The following is a 22,996-nucleotide window of genomic DNA, read 5'->3' as shown; positions in this document are numbered from 1 at the left end:
TCGGCCTGCGGGATCAGGTCGACCTGCTCGCCACAGTCGCAGCCTTTCCCGCTAGGACGTCTGAGGCTCAGAACGTTGATCTGATCGGACGCAAGGCACCCGCACCGAGTCGACCTCGGACCCGAACTCACATCCATCACCACCGGCGGCCCACACGGCTTGCAGGCGACCACGTCCGTACACCCGACCACAAGCAACACCAGTACCACTACGAGCAGCATTCGGGAGAAGTAGCAGGCTTATCGGCTCCCGTAGGAACATCGCAAGCAGCCTGCTCAGTGCGGGGCCGCTCACCGAGGTGTGTGCTCGTTCGCGGGTGACGTCTGGGGCTTCGGGGCGATCGGTGCCGCTTCGGACCGGTTGAGGCGGAACAGCAGGTAGGCGTCGATCGCGACAACGGCCGCCGTCAGGCCGTGGATGCCGAGGGCCGTTGCGACCGAGCCGCCGTGAGTGAGAACAGTGATCATGTCGACGATCGGGATGAGGGTGGCGATCGCCATCGCGATCGCGGTCGCGCGTCGCTCGCCGGCGACGAACAGCACCAGCAGGATCACGCCGAGGGCCACGTCACGGACCCCCTTGACAGGGAAGTAGCCCGCCGCCACGCCGGTCGGCCAAGGGTTGATCCCGAAACCGCTCGCAGCACCGGCCCCGTCGAAGATGTATTGCAGACCGAACGACATCGGGAAGAGCGCGAGGGCGACGGTCAGGATTGTGGTGAAACGACGCAGGGACATCTTCAGCTCCAATTTCTAGCGTTGCTAGTATTTCGATCAACGCTAGCTGAAGTAGCGCTAGATTGTCTAGCGCTGCTAGATTCGAGACCATGGTGGAGTCACGGAAAGACCGGGAACGGGCCGAACGCGGCCGGCTGATCGTCGGTGCGGCGCGAGAGCTGGCCGAGGCAGAGGGCTGGGACGCGGTCACCACCCGCAAGCTGGCCGAGAAGGTGGAGTACAGCCAGCCCGTCCTCTACAGCCACTTCAAGAACATGGACGCCATCGCCGCCACGGTCGCCCTGGAAGGCTTCGAAGAACTGGCAGCCGTACTACGCGAAGCCGTCTCGGGCGCAGCGTCTCCCCCCGACGCACTCCGACGAATCGCCCGCAGCTACCTCGGGTTCGCCGCCGACCACCCGGCCCTGTACGACGCGATGTTCGTCCGCCGCACGGACCTGACCTTCGGCACCAACGAAACCCCAGCACCCTTGAGAGCCGCATTCGACGCCTTCCACCAGGCCACCGAACCCTTCGCCGGCGCAGAACACGAAGCCCTCACCGAACTCTTCTGGAGCTCCCTCCACGGCCTCGCCACCCTCACCCAAGGCCACCGCCTCCGCCCCACCCACCACGAGGAACGCATCGACCTCCTGATCGACCTGATAGCGCCCTGACTGCACCCGCGGCTCGACTCCTGTACCCGCCCACCACCGGCCGCGATGCACGGTAGGCGAGGCAAACCCAGTACCGCGCATCCGCGGTGGCGCCGGGGACGACCGCTCTCGTAGCGCCTCAGCCGAGGGATGCCCGACGAACGCCTGCCGCTCGGAGCTGACCACTCCGGCGCCCGGTAGCAACGACGGTGGTCGACTCAGTCGATCGACCGGGGCACGCGTTGTGCGAGGCAACTGAATGCGACGGAGGAGCCGCGTGGGCGGAGTCAGCACGCGAGCTCGCAGGGGGCGGGGAGCGGCGACGTAGGAACCGGCGTGGGCGGGGTCGGCGAGGGTGGGAGCAGGTCCTCGAGCGAGGCAGCGGAGGGCGACGTAGGAGCCAGTAGCTGGGGTGGGGAGCAGTGACGTAGCAGCTGTGTGGGTGGGGTTGTGCTAGCTGTTCCAGTGGTGGATTACGGGGGAGCCTCGTTCCCAGCCTAGGACTGAGACCGTGGCTGTGTTGAGGACGAAGTGGCGGCCTTCGGTGACGTCCAGTTCCAGCCAGCGCGCCGTTAAAGCGCGGAGGGCGTGGGAGTGGCCGAAGACTAGGACGTCGCCGTCGACGGCGGCGATGCGGGCGTTGACCCGGTCGAGGCGGGTGGCGACTTCGGCTGGGGTTTCGCCGTTGGGTACGGGGTTCGCCCAGACGGTCCAGCCGGGAACGGTCTTGCGGATCTCCGCGGTGGTGATGCCTTCGTAGTCGCCGTAGTTCCATTCGACCAGGTCGTCGTCGACCTCGGCGTCCGGGAAGCCGGCGAGTTCCGCCGTCCGCCGGGCGCGTTGGCGTGGGCTGGTCAGGACCAGGTCGAACTGTTCGCCCGCCAGCCGTTCCTTCAACGAGGCGGCGATCCGCTCCCCTTCTTCGGTGAGCGGCAGGTCGGTTGTCGACGTGTGCCGTCCCGACTTGCTCCATTCGGTTTCGCCATGCCGGACCAGCCAGAGCCGGTCCTCCCGTTCCGCTGATTGCCCGTGTGTCGTCACGCGTTCATGGTTGCAGACGAGCAAGTTCAGGACCCGTAGCGGACCGCTGCGGCGAGCCGGAAGAGCGAGCCGCTCTCGACGACGCTCAGACCGATCCCGCGCTGCGACAGAGCGTGATGGATACCGCCGAGGCCTTGACCGATCCGGTCCGGACAGGGCAAGGTCGAAAAGTGTAAGCGCTTCCACTTTCGCGATGGGAGCCTGTCGGACAGACCGCGGAAGGACTCGCACGATGGCATCCGGAACCAGCAGGCCCGCGACGATCTATGACGTCGCGGCGCTCGCGAAGCTGTCGATCGCGACAGTTTCGCGTGTCCTGCAAGGGACCGGTCCGGTGTCGGCGAAGGCGAAGGAGAGGGTCGACCAGGCGGCCCGCGAGCTGAACTACGTGCCGCTGCGAGCCGCCCGAAGTCTCGCGGTGCAACGTCACGAGGCGCACGGGCTCGTGCTGCCCGACCTGGCCGGCCCGTTCTACGGCGATCTGCTGATGGGGTACGAGCGGTGGGCCGGTGAGCACGGTCAGAGCGTGATCCTGACGGTCACGCATGGCAACGCGGATCCCCAGCGCAGCCTGCGGGACCTGGCTGGGCGGGTCGACGGAATCGTTGTGCATGGCAACGCTCTTGATCTCCCGGCGGTGCAGGAGTTGCGGCGCGCCGGCGTACCGATCGTGCTGGTAGCGCATCCGCCGGTGACAGGGTGCGATTCGGTGCGGAGCGAAAGTGCCGCCAGTGCGGAACAGCTGACGAGGCGGTTGCTCGATCACGGGCGGCAAAATTTGTTGTTCGTCGGTGATCCGGCGAGTTCGTACGACGTGTCCGAGCGGTACGCCGGTTACTCGGCGGCCCTGCGCGCCCACAAGCTGCCGGTGAACGAGCCGGAGAGAGTCCCGCTGACGGAGGCCGCCGGCGCCGCGCTGGCCATGCAGTTGCTCACAGCAATGGAAGACACAGAAAAGCGAAGGACCGACGCACTGCCTGAGGGTTTGGTTTGTGCCAATGACGAGTTGGCGTTGGCGGTCCTGCAAGAGCTGCGGCGGGGTGGGGTGCGGGTGCCGGAGGACGTTGTGGTGACGGGGTGGGATGACGTGATGGCGGCGCGGTATGTGTCGCCGGGGTTGACGACGGTGCGGCAGCCGATGGCTGAGTTGGGGCGGCTGGCGGCGCAGAGACTGCACGAGCGGATCACCGGGGAACGGACCCGGGCGCGGAACGACGTACTGGCGACAGAGCTTGTGCTGCGGGAGAGCTGCGGTACCGGACCGGGGGCAGCGAGTGAGAGGCAGTAACCGAGTGAGGAGACCAGAAATGACCACGCACACCCTCCACCGTCGACTGGTGATCGGCGGTGCGGCTCTTACGGCGACGGCGCTGGCACTGACCGGCTGCGGCCGGTCCGCCAACTCCGACGAATCGGCGCCGAAGGCAACGACCAGTGTCGGCAGCGAGCCCGCGACCGGCAACCTCACCGTCTGGGCGATGGGCACCGAGGGCGAGAACCTGCCCAAGCTCACCAAGGAGTTCGAGCAGGCCAACCCCGGCGTCAAGGTGACCGTCACGCCGATCCCGTGGGACGCCGCGCACAACAAGTTCACCACCGCGATCACCGCCCAGTCGGTGCCCGATGCAGCAATGGTCGGCACCACGTGGATGGGCGAGTTCGCCGACCTCGGCGCGCTGGATCCGACTCCGAGCGGCATCGACACCGCCGGCTTCTTCCCGGGCGCGCTGGACACCACCAAGGTAGGCGGCACGTCGTACGGAGTGCCTTGGTACGTCGAGACGCGGGTCGTCTTCTATCGCAAGGATCTGGCCGCGAAGGCCGGCATCACCACTCCCCCGACCGACTGGGACGGCCTGAAGGCGATGGCCAAGGCGATGCAGGAGAAGGCCGGCGCGAAGTACGGGATCAACCTGCTGCCGGGCGGGACCGGGTCGTGGCAGACGGTGATGCCATTCGCCTGGTCGGCCGGTGCGAAGATCACCAGCGACGACGACAAGCAGTTCACGTTCGACACCCCCGAGGTGCAGGAAGGGCTGAAGTACTACCAGAGCTTCTTCACCGAGAAGCTGGCCGGGACCGATCTGCCGCCGAACCAGACCGAGGCGCAGTTCGTCAGCGGCCAGGTGCCGATGTTCATCTCCGGTCCGTGGATGGCCGGCTCGATCGCCAAGCTGGGCGGCGACAAGATCAAGCCGAACATCGGCGTCTTCCAGCTGCCGAAGAACAAGTCCGCGACCTCGTTCGTGGGTGGCAGCAACTTCGTCGTCTTCAAGAACAGCAAGAACAAGGACAGCGCCTGGAAGCTGGTGAAGTGGCTGTCCGACGCCAAGACGCAGGCCTCCTGGTTCAAGCTGTCCACGGACCTGCCTGCCGTCAAGGCCGCCTGGGACGACCCGAGCATCGCGAACGACCCGCTGCTGCCGGTGTTCGGCAAGCAACTCGACGATGCGAAGGCGCCGCCGGCGATCGTGAACTGGGAGCAGGTCGCGACCGCCTTCGACACCGAGGTGGAGAAGATGGCCAAGTCGGGCCAGTCCCCCGCCGACACCGCGAAGGCGATCCAGACCAAGGCGTCGTCGATCGGCACTGGTAGCTGATCGGCGATGAGTTCAGCGACGCTGAAGGGACCGGCCGCGCAAGCGGTCGGCCCCACCCCGCAGCCCAGCTCGAAGCCGAGGCGTTCCGGCGCGGTCGGCCGGCAGACCGCCGCGGCCTGGATCCTCACGCTCCCGTTCGCAGTACTGTTCCTGGCCTTCACCGCCGGGCCGGTGCTCGGGTCACTCGGGATGAGCTTCACCGACATGAAGCAGCGCGACCTCCGTACGCCGTTCGCCGTGAACGGGGTCGGCTTCGACAACTACGTGAAGGCCTTGTCGGACGAGACCTTCCGCAAGGCCGCGTTCAACACGGCGTACTTCGTCGTGATCGGCGTACCGCTGACACTCGTCGTGGCGCTGGCGGCGGCGGTCCTGCTGGACAAGGGCGTGAAGAAGTTCCAGAGCCTGTTCCGGGTCGGCTACTACCTGCCGGTGGTGACCTCGATCGTCGCGGTCGCGGTGATCTGGCGGTTCGTGCTCGCGCCGGACTCCGGCCTGCTGAACACAGTGCTCGGCTGGATCGGTATCGACGGGCCGAACTGGCTGGCGTCGAAGACCTGGGCGATGCCGTCGCTGATCATGATGGCGGTCTGGCGGAACTTCGGTTCGGCGATGATCATCTTCCTGGCCGGCCTGCAGGGCATCCCGCACACCGTCGAGGAGGCCGGTCAACTCGACGGTGCCGGCGCCTGGAAGCGGTTCCGCTACCTGATCGTGCCGCTGTTGCGACCGACCATCCTGTTCACCAGCGTGGTGACCGGGATCGGCTACCTGCAGTTCTTCGAGGAGCCGTTCGTGATGACCCAGGGTGGTCCGCTGAACAGCACGCTCTCGGTGTCCATGTACACCTACCAGCAGTTCGGCTTCGGCAACTACTCGCTGGCCGCGTCGATGAGCTACCTCCTGTTCGTCGTCATCGCCGTCCTGACGTTCCTCCAGTTCCGGCTGCTCAGGGAGAAGTGATGAGACGCTGGTGGATCTACCTCGTCGCCGTGCTCGGCCTGATAGCGGTCGCGGCCCCGTTCGCCTGGATGCTGCTCGGCTCCTTCAAGACCGACGGCGAGCTGCTCCGGGTGCCGCCGACCTGGTTGCCCGAGGCACCGACCAACGGCAACTACAGCGAGCTGTTCGGCAAGGCGAACTTCCCGCGCTACTTCCTCAACTCCACGCTGGTCGCGCTCGTCGTCACGGCGGGCAACCTGATCTTCTGCTCGATGCTCGGCTACGCCCTGGCGAAGCTGAACTTCAAGGGCCGGACGCCGTTGTTCGTGCTGGTGATGGGCACCTTGATGGTGCCGGGCATGGTCACCTTCGTGCCGCTGTTCGTGCTCGTCACCAACGCCGGGCTGGCGAACAGCTATCCCGGCCTGATCCTGCCGTTCCTGGTCTCGCCGTTCGGGGTCTTCCTGATGCGCCAGTTCTTCGCCGGCCTGCCGGACGACCTGATGGACGCCGCCCGGGTGGACGGCACCAGCGAACTCGGCATCTTCGGCCGGATCATGCTCCCGCTGACCAGGCCGGCCCTGGCCACGCTCGGGATCCTCACCTTCCTCGGCTCCTGGAACAACTTCCTCTGGCCCTTGGTGATCGCCCAGACCGAGGACAAGTACACCCTGCCCGTCGCCCTCGCCCTGTACTCGACCGGTCAGAACGCGCAGCACTACGGCCTGTTGATGGCCGGCGCGGTCGTCGTCGTAGTACCGGTCCTGGTGATCTTCCTGGCCTTCCAGCGCCACGTCACCAAGGGCATCGCCATCACCGGAATCAAATAGACCTCTGGAGGCTCAGATGACCGCCAACATCAGCCGACGCACGTTACTCGCCGCTACCGGCTCCGCCGCACTGATAGGAACAGCCAGTACTTCGTACGCCGGTACGCCGCGCGACCCCGGCCAACTCCTCAAGGGCGACTGGCGACCGAGTCGCCAGGACCGCGCTCTGGTCGGCCGCTGGGCGCGCGACACGTGGCGCAGCCTGGTCGCCATGACCGACGAGCACACCGGACTACCCGCCGACAACATCGGCGAGTCGGTCACGAGTCCGGTGCGCAGCAGCTACACGTCTCCCACCAACATCGGCGGCTACCTCTGGAGCACGGTCGTCGCGAAGCACCTCGGCATCATCTCGCCGCAGGAGTCGTACCGCCGGATCACCCAGACGCTCACCACCATGAAGAACGTGGACCACCACGAGCCGAGCGGCATGTACTTCAACTGGTACGACGAAGCCACCGGCGAGGTCCGGTACGTCGACCCGGACGGGACGAAACCGATCACACCGTTCGTCTCCAGTGTCGACAACGCCTGGTTCGCCTGCGCGCTGATGGTGGTCCGCAACGCCGAGCCGCGGGCCCGGGCGCTGGCCGATTCGCTGCTCAGCAAGATGAACTTCGCCTACTACTACAATCCGGCGGCCCGGCCCGGTGGCCTGATGCGCGGCGGCTTCTTCGAGACTCCGCCGCCGGACGAAGAGACCGACAAGGGCAACCACGCCGGAACCGGTCCGGACGTGTACTACCGCAAGTTCCACTACGACACCTGCAACACCGAGGCCCGGATCGCTGGGTACGTCGGTTTCGCACTCGGGCAGGTCCCGCACACGCAGTACTTCGCCACCTACCGGACCTTCCCCGACAGCTGTGACTGGTCCTGGGTCGAGCAGAAGCCCAAAGGCGTGCACCGGACCTACCTCGGACTCGACGTCTTCGAGGGCAGCTACTCGTACCGCGGGATGCGCCTGGTCCCCTCCTGGGGCGGTGACATGTTCGAGTCACTGATGCCCGACCTGTTCGTCCCGGAGGCGACCTGGGCGCCGCGCAGTTGGGGCCTCAACCACCCCCTCACCGTCCGCGCGCACATCGAGCACGGCCTCGAGGACGCGAAGTACGGCTATTGGGGGTTCTCGCCCGCCTCGAATCCCAAGGGCGGGTACTCCGTCTACGGCGTCGACGCGATCGGGATGGACCCGGGCGGCTACCCGTCCGACCTGGAGGCGACCAACTTCGACGCCGGCTTCGAAGGCTGCCGCGAAGGCACCAACCCGAACCCGACGTACGGCGACGGTGTGGTCACCCCGCACGCGGCGTTCCTCGCGATGTCCTACGCGCCCCGGCAGGCGATCGACAACCTCAGCCGGATCGAGAAGACCCTGCACGCGTACGGCGGTGGCGGGTTCTACGACTCCGTCGCGGTGAAGTCCGGGCTGATCGCCAAGCGGTACCTGTCGCTCGACCAGGCGATGGTGATGGGTGCCATCGGCAACGTGTTCGGCGGCGACGTGATCCGGCGCAACTTCAGCGCCGGCGACGTCACCCGGCGGATCCGGCCGCTGATCGCCCAGGAGCAGTTCTCCGCCGGCCTCGACTGATTGGTTTCTCCAGTGCCAGACGCAAGAGCAGATTGGGACGCGCGGATCACGATCCGCAGTGACGAGACGCGCGAGTTCGACTTCCCGGATCTCGATCCACCCAAGGACGTCCACGCGGTGGGTGGGGTCGGCCAGGTGACCATCGACTGGTCGCCGGTCGACGGGGCGGTCGGTTACCTGATCCTGCGAGCAACCGAGGACGGCCCGCTGGAGCCGGTCGACCATCACAGTGGTGACATCCTGGCGGTAGCGGGTCCGCCGTACGTCGACACCACCTGCACACCCGGCACGCCGTACCGGTATGCCGTCGCCAGTGTGCCCGAGGTGACGGCGAGCGGACGCGCGAGTGAGGTCGTCGGTGCGATACCACTGGTTGCCGACGGCATCGATCCTGTCGTCACGGTGACGGTGGACGCCGTTGCTGAGGGCACCGAACTGCAGAGACCGTGGGTGCCGATGGTCGGGAGCGAGCGGCTGAGTCAGTTGCTCTGCAAGGACCTCACCGGCGGGCGCGAGATCGGCGCCGAGCTGGAGCAGGCGCTGCGCCGGATGCACGACGAGCTCGGCGTCCGGACGGTCCGGGCACATGCGATCTTCCATGACGACACCCACGTGATCACCGACACCGGCTACGACTTCAGCGTGGTCGACCAGATCTACGACAAGGTGCTGGAGATCGGGCTGCGACCGGTGGTCGAACTCGGTTTCATGCCGCGCGAGCTCGCCGCCGACCCGACGAAGACGGTCTTCGCGTACGGCGCGATCATCTCGCCACCGAAGTCCTACGAACAGTGGGGCACACTCGTCCAAGCTCTGGTGCAGCACCTGGTGGACCGCTACGGACCGGACGAAGTGCTGGGCTGGGACTTCGAAGTGTGGAACGAGGCCAACCTCTCGGTCTTCTGGTCCGGCACCAAGTCCGAGTGGCTGCGTCTGTACGACGTGACCGCGGCCGCGGTGAAGGCGGTCGATCCCCGACTGGCCGTCGGTGGCCCCTCGTCGGCCGCGGCGGGATGGGTCGACGACCTGCTCGCGCACGCGGCCTCGACAGGCTCACCGGTGGACTTCGTGTCCACACACCTCTACGGCAGCGCGCCACTCGACGTACGGGCCTCGCTGGAGCGGCACGGCTTCGGCGCGGCCCGGATCCTCTGGACCGAGTGGGGTGTCACACCACGGCACTTCAACCCGATCAACGACTCGGTCTTCGCGGGGGTGTTCGTACTGCGTGGCATGCGGTCCGCAGCAGGTCGGGTCGACGCATTGTCCTATTGGGTCGCCTCCGATCACTTCGAGGAGCTCGGCCGGCCACCGAGCTTCCTGCACGGCGGATTCGGCCTGCAGACCGTCGGCGGACTGTCCAAACCGCGGTACCACGCCCTCGCGCTGCTGAACCGCCTCGGCCCGGTCGAGCTGCCGGTCACCCTGACCGGCGACGGCGCCGGCAGCCTCGTCGAGGCCTGGGCGACCCGCGATCGCGACCGCATCGCGGTACTGCTGTGGAATCTCACCCTCGACCAGACCAAGGCAGACGGCTCCGCGGATCTCACCAGGACGGTCAAGCTGTCGCTGCCAGGAGTAGACCCTCACTGGCGAGTCACCGCTACTCAGCTGGCGAACGGCACAGGTGATCTCGTTGCAGCGGCCCAGGAGCTGGGTGTCGGCGACTGGCCGACCGACGACCAGTGGCGCGAGCTGGCCGAGCGAAGCCAACTCGTCCGCAGTTCCTTGGAGTGGCGAGACTCGACCCTCGAGCTGACCTTGCCGATGCCCTCCGCGATCCTGCTGGAGATCCAGCCGACCTGACCCGTACTACGGTTTGGCGGGCGGCTCGATCGGCGTCGGGCGGCCGGGCTGCTCGCCGCCGCGGGCTTCGAGGTAGGAGTTCTTCGGGACCATCACCTTGCGCTTGAACAGGCAGACGACCGTGCCGTCCTGCTTGTAGCCCTTCGTCTCCACGTAGACGACGCCCCGGTCGTCCTTGGACTTGGACTCCCACTTGTCCAGCACGGTGGTCTCGCCGTAGATGGTGTCGCCGTGGAAGGTCGGCGCGATGTGCCGCAGCGACTCGATCTCCAGGTTGGCGATCGCCTTGCCGCTGACGTCGGGGACCGACATGCCGAGCAGGATCGAGTAGATGTAGTTGCCAACTACAACGTTCTTGCCGAACTGGGTGGTCTCCCCGGCGTAGTTGGCGTCCAGGTGCAGCGGGTGGTGGTTCATGGTGAGCAGGCAGAACAGGTGGTCGTCGTACTCGGTCACCGTCTTGCCGGGCCAGTGCTTGTAGACGGCACCGACCTCGAACTCCTCGTAGCTCCGCCCGAACTGCATGGTTCTCCTCCTGATCGCCTGTCCCGCCCATGCTGCCCAATCCGTCGCGGTCCCGGCAGTACCCCGGCGCGTGGCCTACCTCTCAAACCGGTGACAGGGCCCGAGAGATGCGTCACGCAGCCCGCGCGAGGCGGAGGATGCCGAACGGTGAGCGATCGGTAAGCGACGCCTGTTTGGCTGGTGCCTCTGGGGACAGGGGACATGACAGATGCTGCGTATTCACTTCACCGCGGAAGATTTCGCCCGGACCACACTGGCACCGGGGCCGGACCCGATGTGGGAGATCCTGCACAGCCTGCACATGCTGCAGGTGGAGGACGGTCCGATCGCCTACGGCGCCTGGCGGCAACGCATGCGGCGCCGGCTACCGCGCGAGACCGTCGGGGCAGTGACGGCGCCCGCGACCGGTGTCGGCGAGTTCGACGACGCGGTGGACCGGCTGCTGGCCGTACCGCGTGAGCGGTTCCGGACCGACCTCGCCCAGCTCACACCGCGGCGCAGTTCGGTCGGCTGGGTCCGGCAGCTCTCCGAAGCGCGGCCGGAATCGCTGCACCGGCTCCGCCACGCCATCCGGGTCTACCACCAGTCGGCACTGGTGCCGTACTGGCCGTCCCTGAAGGCAGCCGTCCAGGCCGACCAGCGGCACCGGCTCGACCAGCTGACCAGCGGTGGCATCGCCGCAGTACTGGAGGGCGTCCACCCCCAGGCACGGTGGCGTGACCAGGTGCTGGAGATCGCGGCCTTCCAGGACAGCGATCTACGCCTGAACGGCCGCGGTCTGCGCCTGCAACCGTCGTACTTCTGCTGGCGGCAGCCGACCAAGCTGGCCGACCAGGAGCTGCCACCGGTACTCGTCTTCCCCATCCGGAACGCCACCGGCCTGGTGCACTCGGACGGGGCGACCTGTGCCAACCAGGAGCAGCTCGCCGCGTTGGTCGGCCGCACCAGAGCGACAGTGCTCGCCCTGACGGTCAACGGCACCACCACGACCCAGCTGGCCGAGGCCTGCGGCATCACCTTGGCGACGGCGAGCCACCAGACCGCAGTACTGCGCGAAGCCGGGCTGATCGAGTCGCACCGGCGCGGCAAGTCCGTGGTGCATCTGGCGACCAGGCTGGGACGCGCACTGCTGGAAGGGTCGCCCGCGGGACCAGGGGACACTGTGATGCATGAGTCCCGTCTTCCGCATCCTGGGCCCGATCACGGTCCTTGAAGAGGGACGGGAGATCCCGATCGGTGCGCCCCGGCTGCGGACCCTGCTGGCCGCCCTGCTGGTGAACGCGAACCAGACGGTCAGCGCCGCGGAGCTAATCCAGTGGCTGTGGGATGGTGAGCCGCCCGCGCAACCCCAACGGGCCCTGCAGACCGCCGTGTCGCGGTTGCGTGGCGTCATAGGTCCCGGACTCGGTCTCCGGCACCACGCGGGCGGTTATCGGCTCGAGGTCCCCGCCGGCAGCCTGGACCTGTGCCGGTTCCGCCTGCTCACCGCGGCCGGAACCGCTGACGCACTGGCCGAGGCACTGCGACTCTGGCAGGGCGAACCGCTGACAGGTGCGCACGACTACGCCGTGGTCAGGGACAAGCGAGCCGTGCTGCAAGAGGAATGGCTGCGCGCGGCCGAGCAGCTCGTCGACGCCAGGCTGGCCCTGCGCGAGTACGCCGAGCTCGTTCCCGAGCTGACCTCGCTCACCAAGCGCTTCCCGCTGCGGGAGCGCTTCTGGGCGCAACTGATGCTCGCACTGCACAACTCGTCTCGCCAGGCAGAGGCCCTGGCGGCGTACGAGGAGCTGGCTTCGCTCTTGCGCGACGAGCTCGGCATCGACCCGGGCGAGGACGTCCGCCAGCTGCACCTCGAAGTACTGAACGGGCCGGACGCTACCTGGCAGGTGCATCGCCAACTGCCGGCTGACATCGGGGACTTCGTCGGCAGGCAGGACGAGGTGAAGGCCGTCGTGGCCCACCTGACCGATGCCGCCGTACCAGTCGTCACCATCAGCGGACCGCCAGGCGTGGGCAAGACGGCCCTTGCCGTACGGGTGGCGCACCTGGTGAAGGACAGCTACCCGGACGGCCAGTGGTTCCTCCGGGATTCCCACACGACGCCGCCACCGCCCGACAAGCGGGTGCTGATCCTGCTGGACGACGCCGAGGATCTGGAGCAGGTACGTGCGCTGATCCCGCCCGGCAACAGCGCAGTCCTGGTCACGAGCCGGAACGACTTGGCTGTGCAAGGCGCATACGGTACGACGCTCGCAGTACTTGAACCTGCGGAGGCAATCGAGCTCCTGCGAGCAGTGCTCGGCGCAGAGCGGGCAGACCGGGAGCCGAAGGCGACAGCAGACCTTGCCGCCCTCTGCGGGTACCTACCGCTCGCCCTACGCATCGCCGCTGGTCACCTGGCACTGAGGCCGGGCGAGCAGATCGCTGCGTACGCCGATCACCTCCGGGGCAACAACAGGCTGCTCGCGCTGGCCCTGCTCGGTGATCACGACGCTGCTGTCGAAGCCGCTTGGTCGCCCTGGTGACTCAGCTGGACTGCTCAGGCAGCCGCGGTGCGACCTCGCCCTTGAGCGCCAGCTTCGCCAGGTGGTTGCGCGCTTCCTCGGCGAACTTGTGATCGCATAGTACGTCGTACGTCGTCGCCACCACCGCTGTGCGCGAGGTGAAGTCGCGGCGGCCACCCAGCTGGGCATAGCCGATCGCACCGAACGCCATCCCGAAGATCGCGCCCAGCACCACACCGGTGAGCAGCGCGGCCAGCCAGCCGCCGTTGGTGGTGAACAGGCCGAGCAGGACGCCGACGAACAGACCGAACCAGGCACCGCTGGCCAGGCCGGCGGTGAGCGCACGGCCCCAGGTGAGCCGGCCGGTGATCTTCTCCACCTGCCGCAGGTTGTTGCCGACGATGGTCGTGTGCTCGACCGGGAACTTCTCGTCCGAGAGGTAGTCGACCGCTCGCTGTGCCTCCCGGTACGTGTCGTAGGTCCCGATCGTCAGGCCGGTCGGCCGGGGGTCCAGCGAGGGCATGCCCTGGGTGCTCATCGTCGTTCCTCTCCTCTTGCGTGCATGTCCATCATGGCCGACGGCTGGTGACGGCACATTGATAGCCTCGCGTCGATGACCGGGTGGAGGTGGGACATGGGCGCGACACGCCGGATGGGACGTGTGTTCGCACGCCGCGGCGGCCCCGCTGGTCCCCCGCTCGACCTGGTCGGCAGCGGCAAGCTGGAGGGCGCTCTGGTCGACTGGGCGTTCTACCGCGACGGCCATCGCGACACCCGCAGCGGCTCGTACGTCGACGCGCTGACGCGGGCGCGGCGTGGTGACGGCTTCGTCTGGATCGGCCTCTTCCAGCCGAACGAGCACCAACTGGCAGTGATCGGCTCGGAGTTCGGGCTGCACCCGCTCGCACTGGAGGACGCGACCGAGGCGCACCAGCGGCCGAAGCTGGAGCGGTACGACGACACGCTGTTCGCAGTACTGAAGACCGTTCGCTACGTGCCGCACGGGACGCTGACCGCGACCAGTGAGGTGGTCGAGTCCGGTGAGGTGATGATCTTCTGCGGACCCGGGTTCGTGATCACTGTGCGGCACGGCGACCACGGTGAGCTGGCCGGTCTCCGGCAACACCTGGAGCAGGAGCCCAAGCGGTTGGCGGCCGGGCCTGGCGGCGTACTGCACGCGATCGCGGACCATGTGGTGGACAGCTACCTGGAGGTCGCTGACGCAGTACAGGCGGACATCGACCTGATCGAGACGGAGATGTTCAGCCCGCGCGGGTGGCGCAACATCGAGCGGGTGTACCAGCTCAAGCGCGAGGTGCTCGAGCTGAAGCGTGCGGTGGCGCCACTGACCGGGCCGATGCGGGCACTGTCGACCGGACGGCACCCGTTGATCGCCGACGAGACCAGGAACTACTTCCGCGACGTCGACGACCACCTGCTGCGAGTGAAGGAGCAGGTGATCTCCTTCGACGAACTGCTCAGCTCGATTCTGCAGGCGGGTCTGGCCCAGGTCCAGGTGGCGGAGAACGAAGACATGCGGCGCATCTCGGCCTGGGTGGCCGTGCTCGCGGTGCCCACGATGATTGCGGGCATCTACGGGATGAACTTCGACTACATCCCCGGCCTGACGTCGAAGTACGGCTACTTCGTCTGCCTGGCGGCGATGGCGGCCGCGTGTACAGGCCTCTACTGGTTGTTCAAGCGCAATCGGTGGCTCTGACAACTGCTCGTCAACTTCTGCCTCTAATACTCCGCGGACGGTGAGTTGGCAACCTCGTGCCATGGCCGCCAATACCGGCGCCGGGCGGCCGGAGAACGGTTGTGGATGGTCTCAAGCACCTGATTCAATGCCGACATCGCGTTCGGTCAGTGGTCCACCACGGTCTGCAACCGACGGCATCGGGGGATGTCGAGACGATCCGTACCTGGGAGGGCTCCGTGCTACGCATTCACTTCACGCCGCGTGACCTGGCGCGGACGACCGTCTCGACGCGACCCGCACCGCTGTGGGAGATCCTCCTCAGCCTGCACATGCTGCAGCACTCCGACGGCCGGCTGGTCTTCGAGGACTGGCGCCGGCACGTCCGCACCAAGGTCGCGCCGGACCAGATGCGGCTGCTGCTCGAGCTGACCCCGGTGAAGGGCTATTCGCCCGACTTCCTCACCCCGGCCGAGTCCGCGCCCGACTTCGACACCGCGCTGGAGATGACGCTGTCCACGCCCCGGCAGCAGATCCGCAGCCAGCTCGACCTGCTGAGCAAGTACCGCCCGGTCTCACCGTGGACCCGCGAGCTGGCCGAGGGCGACCGCCACTCGCTGCGCAAGCTCGGCCGGGCGATCAAGACGTACCACGACGCCGCCATCGCGCCGTACTGGAAGTCGATCGGCACCCACGTCACCGCCGACCACACGCATCGCGGTGACGCGCTGGCCCGGCACGGTGTCGACCGGCTGCTGTCGTCACTGCACCCGCGGGTCCGCTGGGTGGCGCCGGTGCTGCAGGTGCTCGACATGAACGACCGCGACCTCTACCTGGACGGCCGCGGTATCGAGCTGCAGCCGTCCGCCTTCTGCTGGCAGGTGCCGACCAAGCTGCGCGACCCGGAGCTCAAGCCGATCCTGGTCTACCCGATCCAGCACGCCCCCGGCATCCTGCGGCAGTCCGCGCTGGACACCGAACCGCCCAGCGACGCCCTCGGCTCCCTGCTCGGCTCGACACGCGCTGCTGCTCTGGAAGCCGCAGTGAGCGGCTGTACGACGACCGAGTTGGCCAAGCGCTGCAACATCTCCCCTGCCGCAGCAAGCCACCAGGCGACCGTACTGCGCGAAGCCGGCCTCATCACCACCCGCCGAGCAGGCGCCTCGGTCCGGCACGAGGTCACCCAGCTAGGCATCTGGCTACTGTCCGGGCACGGCTCCGGCAACCTCCGCCAGAGCACGATCGCCAGCTGACCTGACCTCTTCGGCGCCAGTTGCCCTGTTCTGGTCGCGGGACCTGGCGAGGGTCAGAGTTTGTAGTCCTCGAGCAGGCGGCGGCCGATGATCATGCGTTGGATGTCGGCCGTCCCTTCGCCGATCAGCAGCATCGGGGCCTCGCGGTAGAGGCGTTCGATCTCGTACTCCTTGGAGAATCCGTAGCCGCCGTGGATGCGGAACGAGTCCTCGACGACCTGCGAGCAGTACTCGCTGGCAAGGTACTTCGCGACGCCGGCCTCGAAGTCGTTGCGGGAGCCCGCGTCCTTCTTCCGGGCCGCCTTCACCATCAGCTCGTGCGCCGCCTCGACCTTGACCGCCATGTCGGCCAGCCGGAACAGCACGGCCTGGTGCTCGGCGATCTTCTTGCCGAAGGTCTCCCGCTGCTGGGCATAGGAGATGCCGAGCTCGAACGCCCGCCGGGCCACCCCACAGCCCCGGGCCGCCACGTTCACCCGGCCGACCTCGACGCCGTCCATCATCTGGTAGAAGCCCTTGCCCGGTACGCCGCCGAGGACCTGGCCGGCGTCGATCTCGTACCCGTCGAAGATCAGCTCGGTCGTGTCGACGCCCTTGTAGCCCATCTTCTCGATCTTGCCCGGCACGGTCAGACCCTTGTCGACCTCACCGAATCCGGGTTCCTTCTCGACCAGGAAGGTGGTCATGTTCTTGTAGACCGAGTCCTGGCCCTCGTCGGTCTTCACCAGTACGGCGACCAGGTTGGCCGAGCCGCCGTTGGTCAGCCACATCTTCTGGCCGTTGATCGTGTAGCTCTCGCCGTTCTTGGTGGCTTTGGTCTTGATGGCCGCGACGTCGGAGCCGCAGCCCGGCTCGGACATCGAGAAAGCGCCTCGGACGTCGCCGGTCGCCATCCGCGGCAGGTACTTCTGCTTCTGCTCGTCGGTGCCGTGCTGCAACAGCATGTACGCCACGATGAAGTGGGTGTTGATGATGCCGGAGACACTCATCCAGCCGCGGGCGATCTCCTCGACGCAGAGCGCGTAGGTGAGCAACGACTCGCCGAGACCGCCGTACTCCTCGGGGATCATCAGCCCGAACAGGCCGAGCTCCTTGAGACCCTCGACGATCTTGGTCGGGTACTCGTCCTTGTGCTCCAGTTCGGTGGCGACCGGGAGGATCTCGGACTCGACGAAGGCCCGGACCGTCTTCAGGATCTCCTCCTGGATGTCGGTCAGTCCCTCGGTCTGCTGCAACCTGCTCATCGGTAGGTCTCCAACCTGTCGCGCTTACTCGCGAGTATCGCGGTACACAGCATCGCCGTACCCACCCGACACCCGCTGTGACACCGGCCACCCGAAAGCCGTCAGGTGGCTCACGCTGGGATCCGGCCGCCTGCTACTCGTTGTCGTTGCCACCGGACGGCATCGTCCGGCCGAGCACGTTGAACAGGATGACGATCTGTGGCGTGGCCTGCCAGCGGTGCTCGCGCTGAGCGTCGATCAGCCGCCGCCGGGCGTCGGCGAACTTGGTGGCCGCCTGCTTGTCGTCACCCTCGTCCAGCGCCACAGCCGCGTCGTCGACATCTTTCGCCGCCGCCCGGGCCGTCTTCGCACCGCGACCCTCCTGGGCCCGGAGCAGAGCGGCGAGCGTGCGCAGCTGACTGATCCGCGTCGGGTTCGGGGTGACCTTCGGCTTCTTGGTGGGCTTCGGAGTAGGCGTGGGTGTCGGGGTCGGCGTCGGGGTGGGCTTCGGCTTCGCGGTGGCGGTCGCCTTGGTCACCACCGGTTGAGTCGGTACGTCGCGTGCTTCGGCGGTCGGGTTGGACACGCCCTCCTTGAGCAGTGCCGCGACGAGCACGCCGGCCAGGACCACCGCCAACGCCAGGATGGCCTTCGCGAAGGGGAATCCGCCCTTGCGGCGAGGCTGTTGCGGCTCTGGGTCCTCCTCAGGCTGAAGCCCCGGCACGATGTCAGAAGGCGCCGCCTGTACTGCGGCGTGGGCTTCGGTGGTCGGCAGCACGGCCATGACCCGGGTGCCCTGGTCCGCAGGGGCTTGCTCGAGGTAGCGGATCACCTCGGCGGCAGAGGCCGGCCGAGCTCCCGGTGCCTTGGCCAGCAGGCGTGTCACAAGCTCTCCGAGACCAGCGGTCACCTCTGGACGGCGTACGACGATCGGCACCGGTACGGCTTCGAGGTGCTGGCGGAGTACGGCTTCGAAGTTCTCGCCTACGAAGGGCGGTACTCCGGCGAGCAGTTCGTAGAGCACGCAGCCCAGGGAGTACCAGTCACTGGCCGGCGTCGCCCGTTCGCCACGGACCTGCTCCGGCGACACGTACGCCGCTGTGCCGAGCAACACCGGTCCAGTGGCGCCATCCAGACCTACTGCCTGCGCGATACCGAAGTCAGTGATCTTGAGTGTGCCGTCGGGTGCCAGCAGAAGGTTGCCCGGCTTCACATCCCGGTGCACGATCCCGGCAGCATGTGCTGCGTCCAGTGCCCGCGCTCCCTGTACTGCGATGTCGGCGACCAGGTCGACCGACGGGAGCCCGCCACTGCGCAGCAGCTTGGCCAGGTCGGGTCCGTTCACCAGTTCCATCACCAGGAACACCTGGCCGTCCGCAGTACCGACGTCGTAGGTAGCGACCACGTTCGGGTGTAGCAGGCGCGCGGCCGACTGGGCCTCGGTGCGGAACCGGTCGGTGGCGTCCATCAGATCGCCGTCCAGCCGGCGCAGCAGCTTCACCGCGACGGGCCGGGCGAGGGCCTCGTCCTCGGCCCGCCAGACCTCGCCTGCGCCACCATGCCCCAGCAAGGTCAGCAATCGGTAGCGCCCTGCGAGTACCTCGCCGTTCACACCAACACCCCACAACACCTCAGCCGACGGACCGACTCACCTTAGGCGGCTGCCGCTGGGTGTGCGAGTGGACGGTGAATCTCTTCAGCCAATCCAGCGGAAGTTGTCGACGGTGCGTATTAGGTTGGTCGCATGAAGCGATCAAGAATCCCTGCCCTGATCGTGACGACGCTGGTCGCCGCCACGCTGACCACCACCACCGCGGCGGCCGCGCCCGCAGTACGGGGTGGTCATCGACCACCGACCGTGCAGTGTCAGTTCACGCCGACTCCGGAGAATCCGGCCGCCAAGCCGGTCACCCTGCCGCGGTCGACGGCCCTCGCGAAGGGCACCGTCGACGTGTACTTCCTGACCAACTACGGGCCGTTCGTGGTCCGGATGGACCGGGCGAACGCGCCGTGTGGCGTGTCGAACTTCGTGCACCTGACCAAGAGCGACTTCTACGACCGGACCCAGTGCTTCCGGCTGACCAACTCCGCGCGGCTCGGGGTGCTGCAGTGCGGTGACATCTACCGCCAGGAGGAGGGCGGACCGGGGTACAAGTTCCCGGACGAGGTGACCGGCCAGGAGACCTACCCGCGCGGCACCGTTGCCATGGGCAACCAAGGGCCGGGGACGAACGGGAGCGAGTTCTTCGTCGTGCACTCGTTCGCGAACATCCCGCCGAACTACACGGTCCTCGGGCACGTGATCTACGGAATGTCCGCCTTCGACCGGATGGTCAAGGCCGGTATCGCCGACCCCGACCAGGACGGCCCGCCGGTCCGCCCGATCCGCCTGCTGAAGGTCTTCACCCTCGGCTGAGCTCTCCGTCGATCCTCCCCCGCGCACGGATGGCTCGGGGGAGGGTAATTCGCCGGTCCCGGCGCTAGCGTGATCGGTGTGAGCAGACGCGGCCGGCCGCGGCATCCCGACGTACTGACTCCCGCCGAGTGGCGGGTCGTCGACGCGGTCCGGCACGGGATGTCGAACCGGGAGATCGCCGGGCGGCGCGGAATCAGTGTCGACGCGGTCAAGTTCCATGTCGCCAACGCGTTGCTGAAACTCGGCCTGGAGCGCCGGGCCGAGCTGCGCACCTGGCGAGGTGTGCCCGCGGACAGCGCTCTGCGTACCGGCGGAACCAGACAAGGAGTCGAAGCGATGAGCGTCCACCTCGGATCGATCGGCCAGGTATCCCGGCCGGTCAGCGACATCACGGCAGCCGTCGAGTGGTACCGCGACGTGCTCGGGCTGCCGCACCTCTACACCTTCGGCGACCTGGCCTTCTTCGACTGCGCCGGAACGCGCCTGTTCCTCAACGCGGCGGAGAACCCCGACCACGTCGGCGAACCGTCGATCCTGTACTTCCGCGTCAACGACATCCAGACGGCGTACGACGATCTCACCGCCCGGGGCGTCAGGTTCGAGAACGCTCCCCACCTGATCCACAAACACGAATCCGGCGTCGAGGAATGGATGGCCTTCTTCCCCGACCCCGACGGCCACCTCCTCGCCGTCATGTCCCAGGTGCCACCCAGCTGACGATCAGTCGGTCGGGGGTTGCCAGACGTCGGTGCGGGTCATGCCGGCTGCCCGGCCCTTGGCGGAGATGACGAGGGCCATCTTGCGGGAGGCCTCGTCGATCATCTCGTCGCCGAGCATGACCGCGCCGCGGGCGCCGCCGGCGGCGGAGGTGTAGTGGTCGTAGGCGTCGAGGATGTTCTCGGAGTGGTCGTAGTCCTCCTGCCGCGGCGAGTACACCTCGTTCGCCGCCGCGATCTGGTCCGGGTGCAGCACCCACTTGCCGTCGAACCCGAGCGCCGCCGACCGCCCCGCGACGCGCCGGAACCCGTCCAGCTCCTTGATCTGCAGATAAGGCCCGTCGATGGCCTGCTTGCCGTACGCCCGCGCCGCCATCAGGATCTGCATCAGGATGTAGTGGTACGCATCGCCCACGTCGTACCCCGGCGGCTGCTCCCCCACCACCAGCGACTTCATGTTGATCGACGCCATGAAGTCGGCCGGGCCGAAGATGATCGTCTCGACCCGCGGTGAGGCGGCGGCGATCGCGTTCACGTTCGTCAGCCCGAGCGCGTTCTCGATCTGCGCCTCGATCCCGAGCCGGCCCACCTCGAGGCCGTGCACCTTCTCCAACTGGGTCAGCAGCAGGTCGAGCGCGACCACCTGCTCGGCGGTCTGCACCTTCGGCAGCATGATGCAGTCGAGGTTCGCCCCGGCGCCCGAAACCACCTCGATGACATCGGCGTAGGTCCACTCGGTGGTCCAGTCGTTCACCCGGACCACCCGGGTCTTCGAACCCCAGCCGCCCTCGTTCAGCGCGGCGACGATGTTCTTGCGGGCATCCACCTTGGCGATCGGCGCGACCGAGTCCTCCAGGTCGAGGAACACCTGGTCGGCGTCCAGTCCCTTCGCCTTCTCCAGGAACCGCGGGTTCGATCCCGGGGTCGCCAGGCAGGAACGCCTGCTCCGGAAGGCCTTGCCGGTGCTCGTCTCGTCAGCCATCGCCCGCATCCTCTTGGCTCGGTTACCCGTCGGTCACCCGCAGCGTACGGCGAATCGGCCCTCGCGGGCGGTGACCTCCCTCACGCGTCGCCCGGTTTGTGGCCCGCCTCACCGTCCGGCTTCGTGGGCAGTACCCGCAACCGTCGCAGCGGCGACAGGAACAAGGGAATCCAGGAGAACGCCAGCCCCACAGCGGCCAGGCAGAGGACGGCACGGACGGAGACCAGTTGACCGACAACACCCGCCACCGCCGAGCCGATCGCCAGTGAGCCGGTCAGCAGGAACCGCATCGTCGCGTTCACCCGGCCCAGCAGTCGGTCGGGCGTCACCTGCTGGCGGAAGGTGGTCAGCAGGACGTTGTCGACACCGACCTTGGCCGTGATCACGATCCACGCCGCGCCGGCGGTGACAAGTCGCCAGTCGCGGTCGATCAGCGGCACCAGGAACGCGACCGGCGCGGTGGCTGCTCCGGCGACCCACGACGCGCGCCCCTGGCCGAGCCGGCGTCCCAGCGGCCGGGCGAGCCGGGAGCCGATGAACACGCCCACCCCGCCGAGCGCGAGATAGCCGCCGAGGACGCCGGCAGACAGGTGCAGGTCGCGGACGAACAGCAGCGGCAGCACGGTGACCGCAAGCTGGATCGACAGGTTGTTGATCATCCCCTTGACCGCGATCGCCCGCAGCAACGGCTCGCCCGCCACGAAAACCAGTCCTTCCGCGATCTGGCTCCGCACCGAAGCACGCCGTACGGTCGGCCGCTGGGACAGGTCTGTGTCGATCCGGAGCAGGAACCATGCGGAGGCCAGATAACTGACGGCATCCGCGACGACGGCGAAAGGTGCCGTCAGCAACTGAACGAGCCAGCCGCCGGCGCTGCGCCCGGACACGTCCGCGACGGCGTTCATGCCGACCAGGTGAGTATTGGCCTCGGTCAGCAACTGCCTTCCGACCAGCCCTGGCAACAGACTCTGCGCCGACACGTCGAAGAACACCGTGCCGACCCCGGTGAGGAACACCACCAGGTAGAGCTGCGTGGCCGACAGCACGCCGAAGGCGGTCGCCACCGGGATCGATCCGACCAGGAGCGCGCGGCTCAGGTCGGCAACGACCATCACCGGCCGACGGCCAAGTACGTCGATCCAGGCGCCGGCCGGGAGCCCGATCAGGAGGAAGGCGGCCGTCCCGAGAGTGGCGAGCAGGCCGAGTTGGCCGGCATCGAAGGCAAGTGCCTGTACGCCGATCAGCGGCACGGCCAGGTAGCCCACCTGCGTGCCGAGCTGGCTGACGGCCGCGGCGGTGAACACGGAGCGGAACGATCGCGATCCGAAGACGCTCGGTGCAGCGGGGGTGTGGGTCCGGGTCATGAGGAAACCGTGCGGCCAACCTGTGCTGATGAGCGATGAATTAAGCTGTGCCTGAATCGAAGGGGAGGACGACATACTCGAACTGAGGTTCACCCCGTCGGATGTCGCGCAGATCCGGTTCGCCATCTC

Annotated in this window: 21 protein-coding genes and 1 pseudogene; 13 read left to right on the top strand and 9 right to left on the bottom strand. The window is 67.5% G+C overall.

Features of this window, described 5'->3' with window-relative positions:
- Positions 1-290: 290 nt before the first annotated feature.
- Positions 291-737: a DUF4267 domain-containing protein gene (locus EV138_RS25680; protein WP_133981318.1), complete on the bottom strand. Its 447-nt coding sequence runs from the start codon at positions 735-737 to the stop codon at positions 291-293.
- Positions 738-826: 89 nt separating this feature from the next.
- Here EV138_RS25680 and EV138_RS25675 point away from each other — a divergent pair, with 89 nt between their 5' ends.
- On the top strand, positions 827-1,393 hold the full coding sequence (locus EV138_RS25675) for a TetR/AcrR family transcriptional regulator (RefSeq protein ID WP_133981317.1): 567 nt from the start codon (positions 827-829) through the stop codon (positions 1,391-1,393).
- A gap of 432 nt (positions 1,394-1,825) precedes the next feature.
- Here EV138_RS25675 and EV138_RS25670 read toward each other — a convergent pair whose 3' ends face one another.
- Both EV138_RS25670 and EV138_RS38415 read right to left on the bottom strand, forming a co-directional pair.
- The gene (locus tag EV138_RS25670; RefSeq protein WP_133981316.1) at positions 1,826-2,413 is read right to left on the bottom strand and encodes a histidine phosphatase family protein; all 588 of its coding nucleotides are present in this window, start codon (positions 2,411-2,413) and stop codon (positions 1,826-1,828) included.
- A 26-nt stretch (positions 2,414-2,439) separates the two neighbouring features.
- Entirely contained in the window at positions 2,440-2,574 is a 135-nt protein-coding gene (locus EV138_RS38415; protein WP_255513736.1) for a hypothetical protein, read from the bottom strand.
- Positions 2,575-2,645: 71 nt separating this feature from the next.
- On the opposite strand from EV138_RS38415, the gene EV138_RS25665 reads away from it, so the two are divergent.
- Genes EV138_RS25665 through EV138_RS25640 form a run of 6 tightly spaced genes read left to right on the top strand, consistent with a single transcriptional unit; the run spans position 2,646 to position 10,185 of the window.
- Positions 2,646-3,701, top strand: coding sequence for a LacI family DNA-binding transcriptional regulator (locus EV138_RS25665; RefSeq protein WP_133981315.1), 1,056 nt, complete (start codon positions 2,646-2,648; stop codon positions 3,699-3,701).
- Between the two features lie 19 nt (positions 3,702-3,720).
- Positions 3,721-5,013, top strand: coding sequence for a sugar ABC transporter substrate-binding protein (locus EV138_RS25660; RefSeq protein ID WP_133981314.1), 1,293 nt, complete (start codon positions 3,721-3,723; stop codon positions 5,011-5,013).
- 6 nt (positions 5,014-5,019) lie between these two features.
- Positions 5,020-5,976, top strand: a complete 957-nt coding sequence (locus EV138_RS25655; RefSeq protein ID WP_133981313.1) for a carbohydrate ABC transporter permease — start codon at positions 5,020-5,022, stop codon at positions 5,974-5,976.
- A complete protein-coding gene (locus EV138_RS25650) occupies positions 5,976-6,785 on the top strand; it encodes a carbohydrate ABC transporter permease (protein ID WP_166678674.1) in 810 nt (269 codons plus the stop codon). The genes EV138_RS25655 and EV138_RS25650 overlap by 1 nt, the downstream gene beginning before the upstream one ends.
- Positions 6,786-6,801: 16 nt before the next feature.
- Entirely contained in the window at positions 6,802-8,379 is a 1,578-nt protein-coding gene (locus tag EV138_RS25645; RefSeq protein ID WP_133981311.1) for a glucoamylase family protein, read from the top strand.
- A 12-nt stretch (positions 8,380-8,391) separates the two neighbouring features.
- The gene (locus EV138_RS25640) at positions 8,392-10,185 is read left to right on the top strand and encodes a GH39 family glycosyl hydrolase (protein ID WP_133981310.1); all 1,794 of its coding nucleotides are present in this window, start codon (positions 8,392-8,394) and stop codon (positions 10,183-10,185) included.
- 6 nt (positions 10,186-10,191) lie between these two features.
- Here the strand turns inward: EV138_RS25640 and EV138_RS25635 are convergent.
- Positions 10,192-10,731: pseudogene (locus tag EV138_RS25635) on the bottom strand (MaoC family dehydratase); the annotation flags it as partial.
- 187 nt (positions 10,732-10,918) lie between these two features.
- Here EV138_RS25635 and EV138_RS25630 point away from each other — a divergent pair.
- Positions 10,919-11,923, top strand: coding sequence for an ArsR/SmtB family transcription factor (locus EV138_RS25630; RefSeq protein ID WP_133981308.1), 1,005 nt, complete (start codon positions 10,919-10,921; stop codon positions 11,921-11,923).
- Positions 11,880-13,235 carry an AfsR/SARP family transcriptional regulator gene (locus tag EV138_RS25625; protein ID WP_133981307.1) on the top strand — a complete coding sequence of 452 codons (1,356 nt, stop codon included), beginning with the start codon at positions 11,880-11,882 and terminating at the stop codon, positions 13,233-13,235. The genes EV138_RS25630 and EV138_RS25625 overlap by 44 nt, the downstream gene beginning before the upstream one ends.
- A gap of 1 nt (position 13,236) precedes the next feature.
- Here the strand turns inward: EV138_RS25625 and EV138_RS25620 are convergent, their stop codons facing one another.
- Positions 13,237-13,752: a YflT domain-containing protein gene (locus EV138_RS25620; protein WP_112244118.1), complete on the bottom strand. Its 516-nt coding sequence runs from the start codon at positions 13,750-13,752 to the stop codon at positions 13,237-13,239.
- 75 nt (positions 13,753-13,827) lie between these two features.
- Between EV138_RS25620 and EV138_RS25615 the strand changes: the two genes are divergently transcribed.
- Together EV138_RS25615 and EV138_RS25610 are read left to right on the top strand one after the other, a co-directional pair.
- The gene (locus EV138_RS25615) at positions 13,828-14,934 is read left to right on the top strand and encodes a magnesium and cobalt transport protein CorA (RefSeq protein ID WP_238158351.1); all 1,107 of its coding nucleotides are present in this window, start codon (positions 13,828-13,830) and stop codon (positions 14,932-14,934) included.
- A gap of 218 nt (positions 14,935-15,152) precedes the next feature.
- A complete protein-coding gene (locus EV138_RS25610; protein ID WP_133981306.1) occupies positions 15,153-16,166 on the top strand; it encodes an ArsR/SmtB family transcription factor in 1,014 nt (337 codons plus the stop codon).
- Positions 16,167-16,219: 53 nt separating this feature from the next.
- On the opposite strand, the gene EV138_RS25605 is transcribed toward EV138_RS25610, so the two are convergent.
- Both EV138_RS25605 and EV138_RS25600 read right to left on the bottom strand, forming a co-directional pair.
- Positions 16,220-17,410, bottom strand: a complete 1,191-nt coding sequence (locus tag EV138_RS25605; RefSeq protein ID WP_133981305.1) for an acyl-CoA dehydrogenase family protein — start codon at positions 17,408-17,410, stop codon at positions 16,220-16,222.
- A gap of 133 nt (positions 17,411-17,543) precedes the next feature.
- Entirely contained in the window at positions 17,544-19,001 is a 1,458-nt protein-coding gene (locus tag EV138_RS25600) for a serine/threonine-protein kinase (protein ID WP_238158350.1), read from the bottom strand.
- Between the two features lie 132 nt (positions 19,002-19,133).
- Here EV138_RS25600 and EV138_RS25595 point away from each other — a divergent pair, with 132 nt between their 5' ends.
- Together EV138_RS25595 and EV138_RS25590 are read left to right on the top strand one after the other, a co-directional pair.
- A complete protein-coding gene (locus EV138_RS25595; RefSeq protein WP_133981303.1) occupies positions 19,134-19,805 on the top strand; it encodes a peptidylprolyl isomerase in 672 nt (223 codons plus the stop codon).
- Between the two features lie 78 nt (positions 19,806-19,883).
- A complete protein-coding gene (locus EV138_RS25590) occupies positions 19,884-20,522 on the top strand; it encodes a VOC family protein (protein WP_166678673.1) in 639 nt (212 codons plus the stop codon).
- A 3-nt stretch (positions 20,523-20,525) separates the two neighbouring features.
- Here EV138_RS25590 and EV138_RS25585 read toward each other — a convergent pair whose 3' ends face one another.
- Both EV138_RS25585 and EV138_RS25580 read right to left on the bottom strand, forming a co-directional pair.
- A complete protein-coding gene (locus tag EV138_RS25585; RefSeq protein WP_133981301.1) occupies positions 20,526-21,503 on the bottom strand; it encodes an HpcH/HpaI aldolase/citrate lyase family protein in 978 nt (325 codons plus the stop codon).
- Positions 21,504-21,583: 80 nt separating this feature from the next.
- Positions 21,584-22,867 carry an MFS transporter gene (locus EV138_RS25580; RefSeq protein WP_133981300.1) on the bottom strand — a complete coding sequence of 428 codons (1,284 nt, stop codon included), beginning with the start codon at positions 22,865-22,867 and terminating at the stop codon, positions 21,584-21,586.
- Positions 22,868-22,996 lie beyond the last annotated feature (129 nt).

The sequence above is a fragment of the Kribbella voronezhensis genome (genome assembly GCF_004365175.1).
Taxonomy (GTDB): domain Bacteria; phylum Actinomycetota; class Actinomycetes; order Propionibacteriales; family Kribbellaceae; genus Kribbella; species Kribbella voronezhensis.
This window is presented reverse-complemented; position numbering and strand designations above follow the sequence as displayed.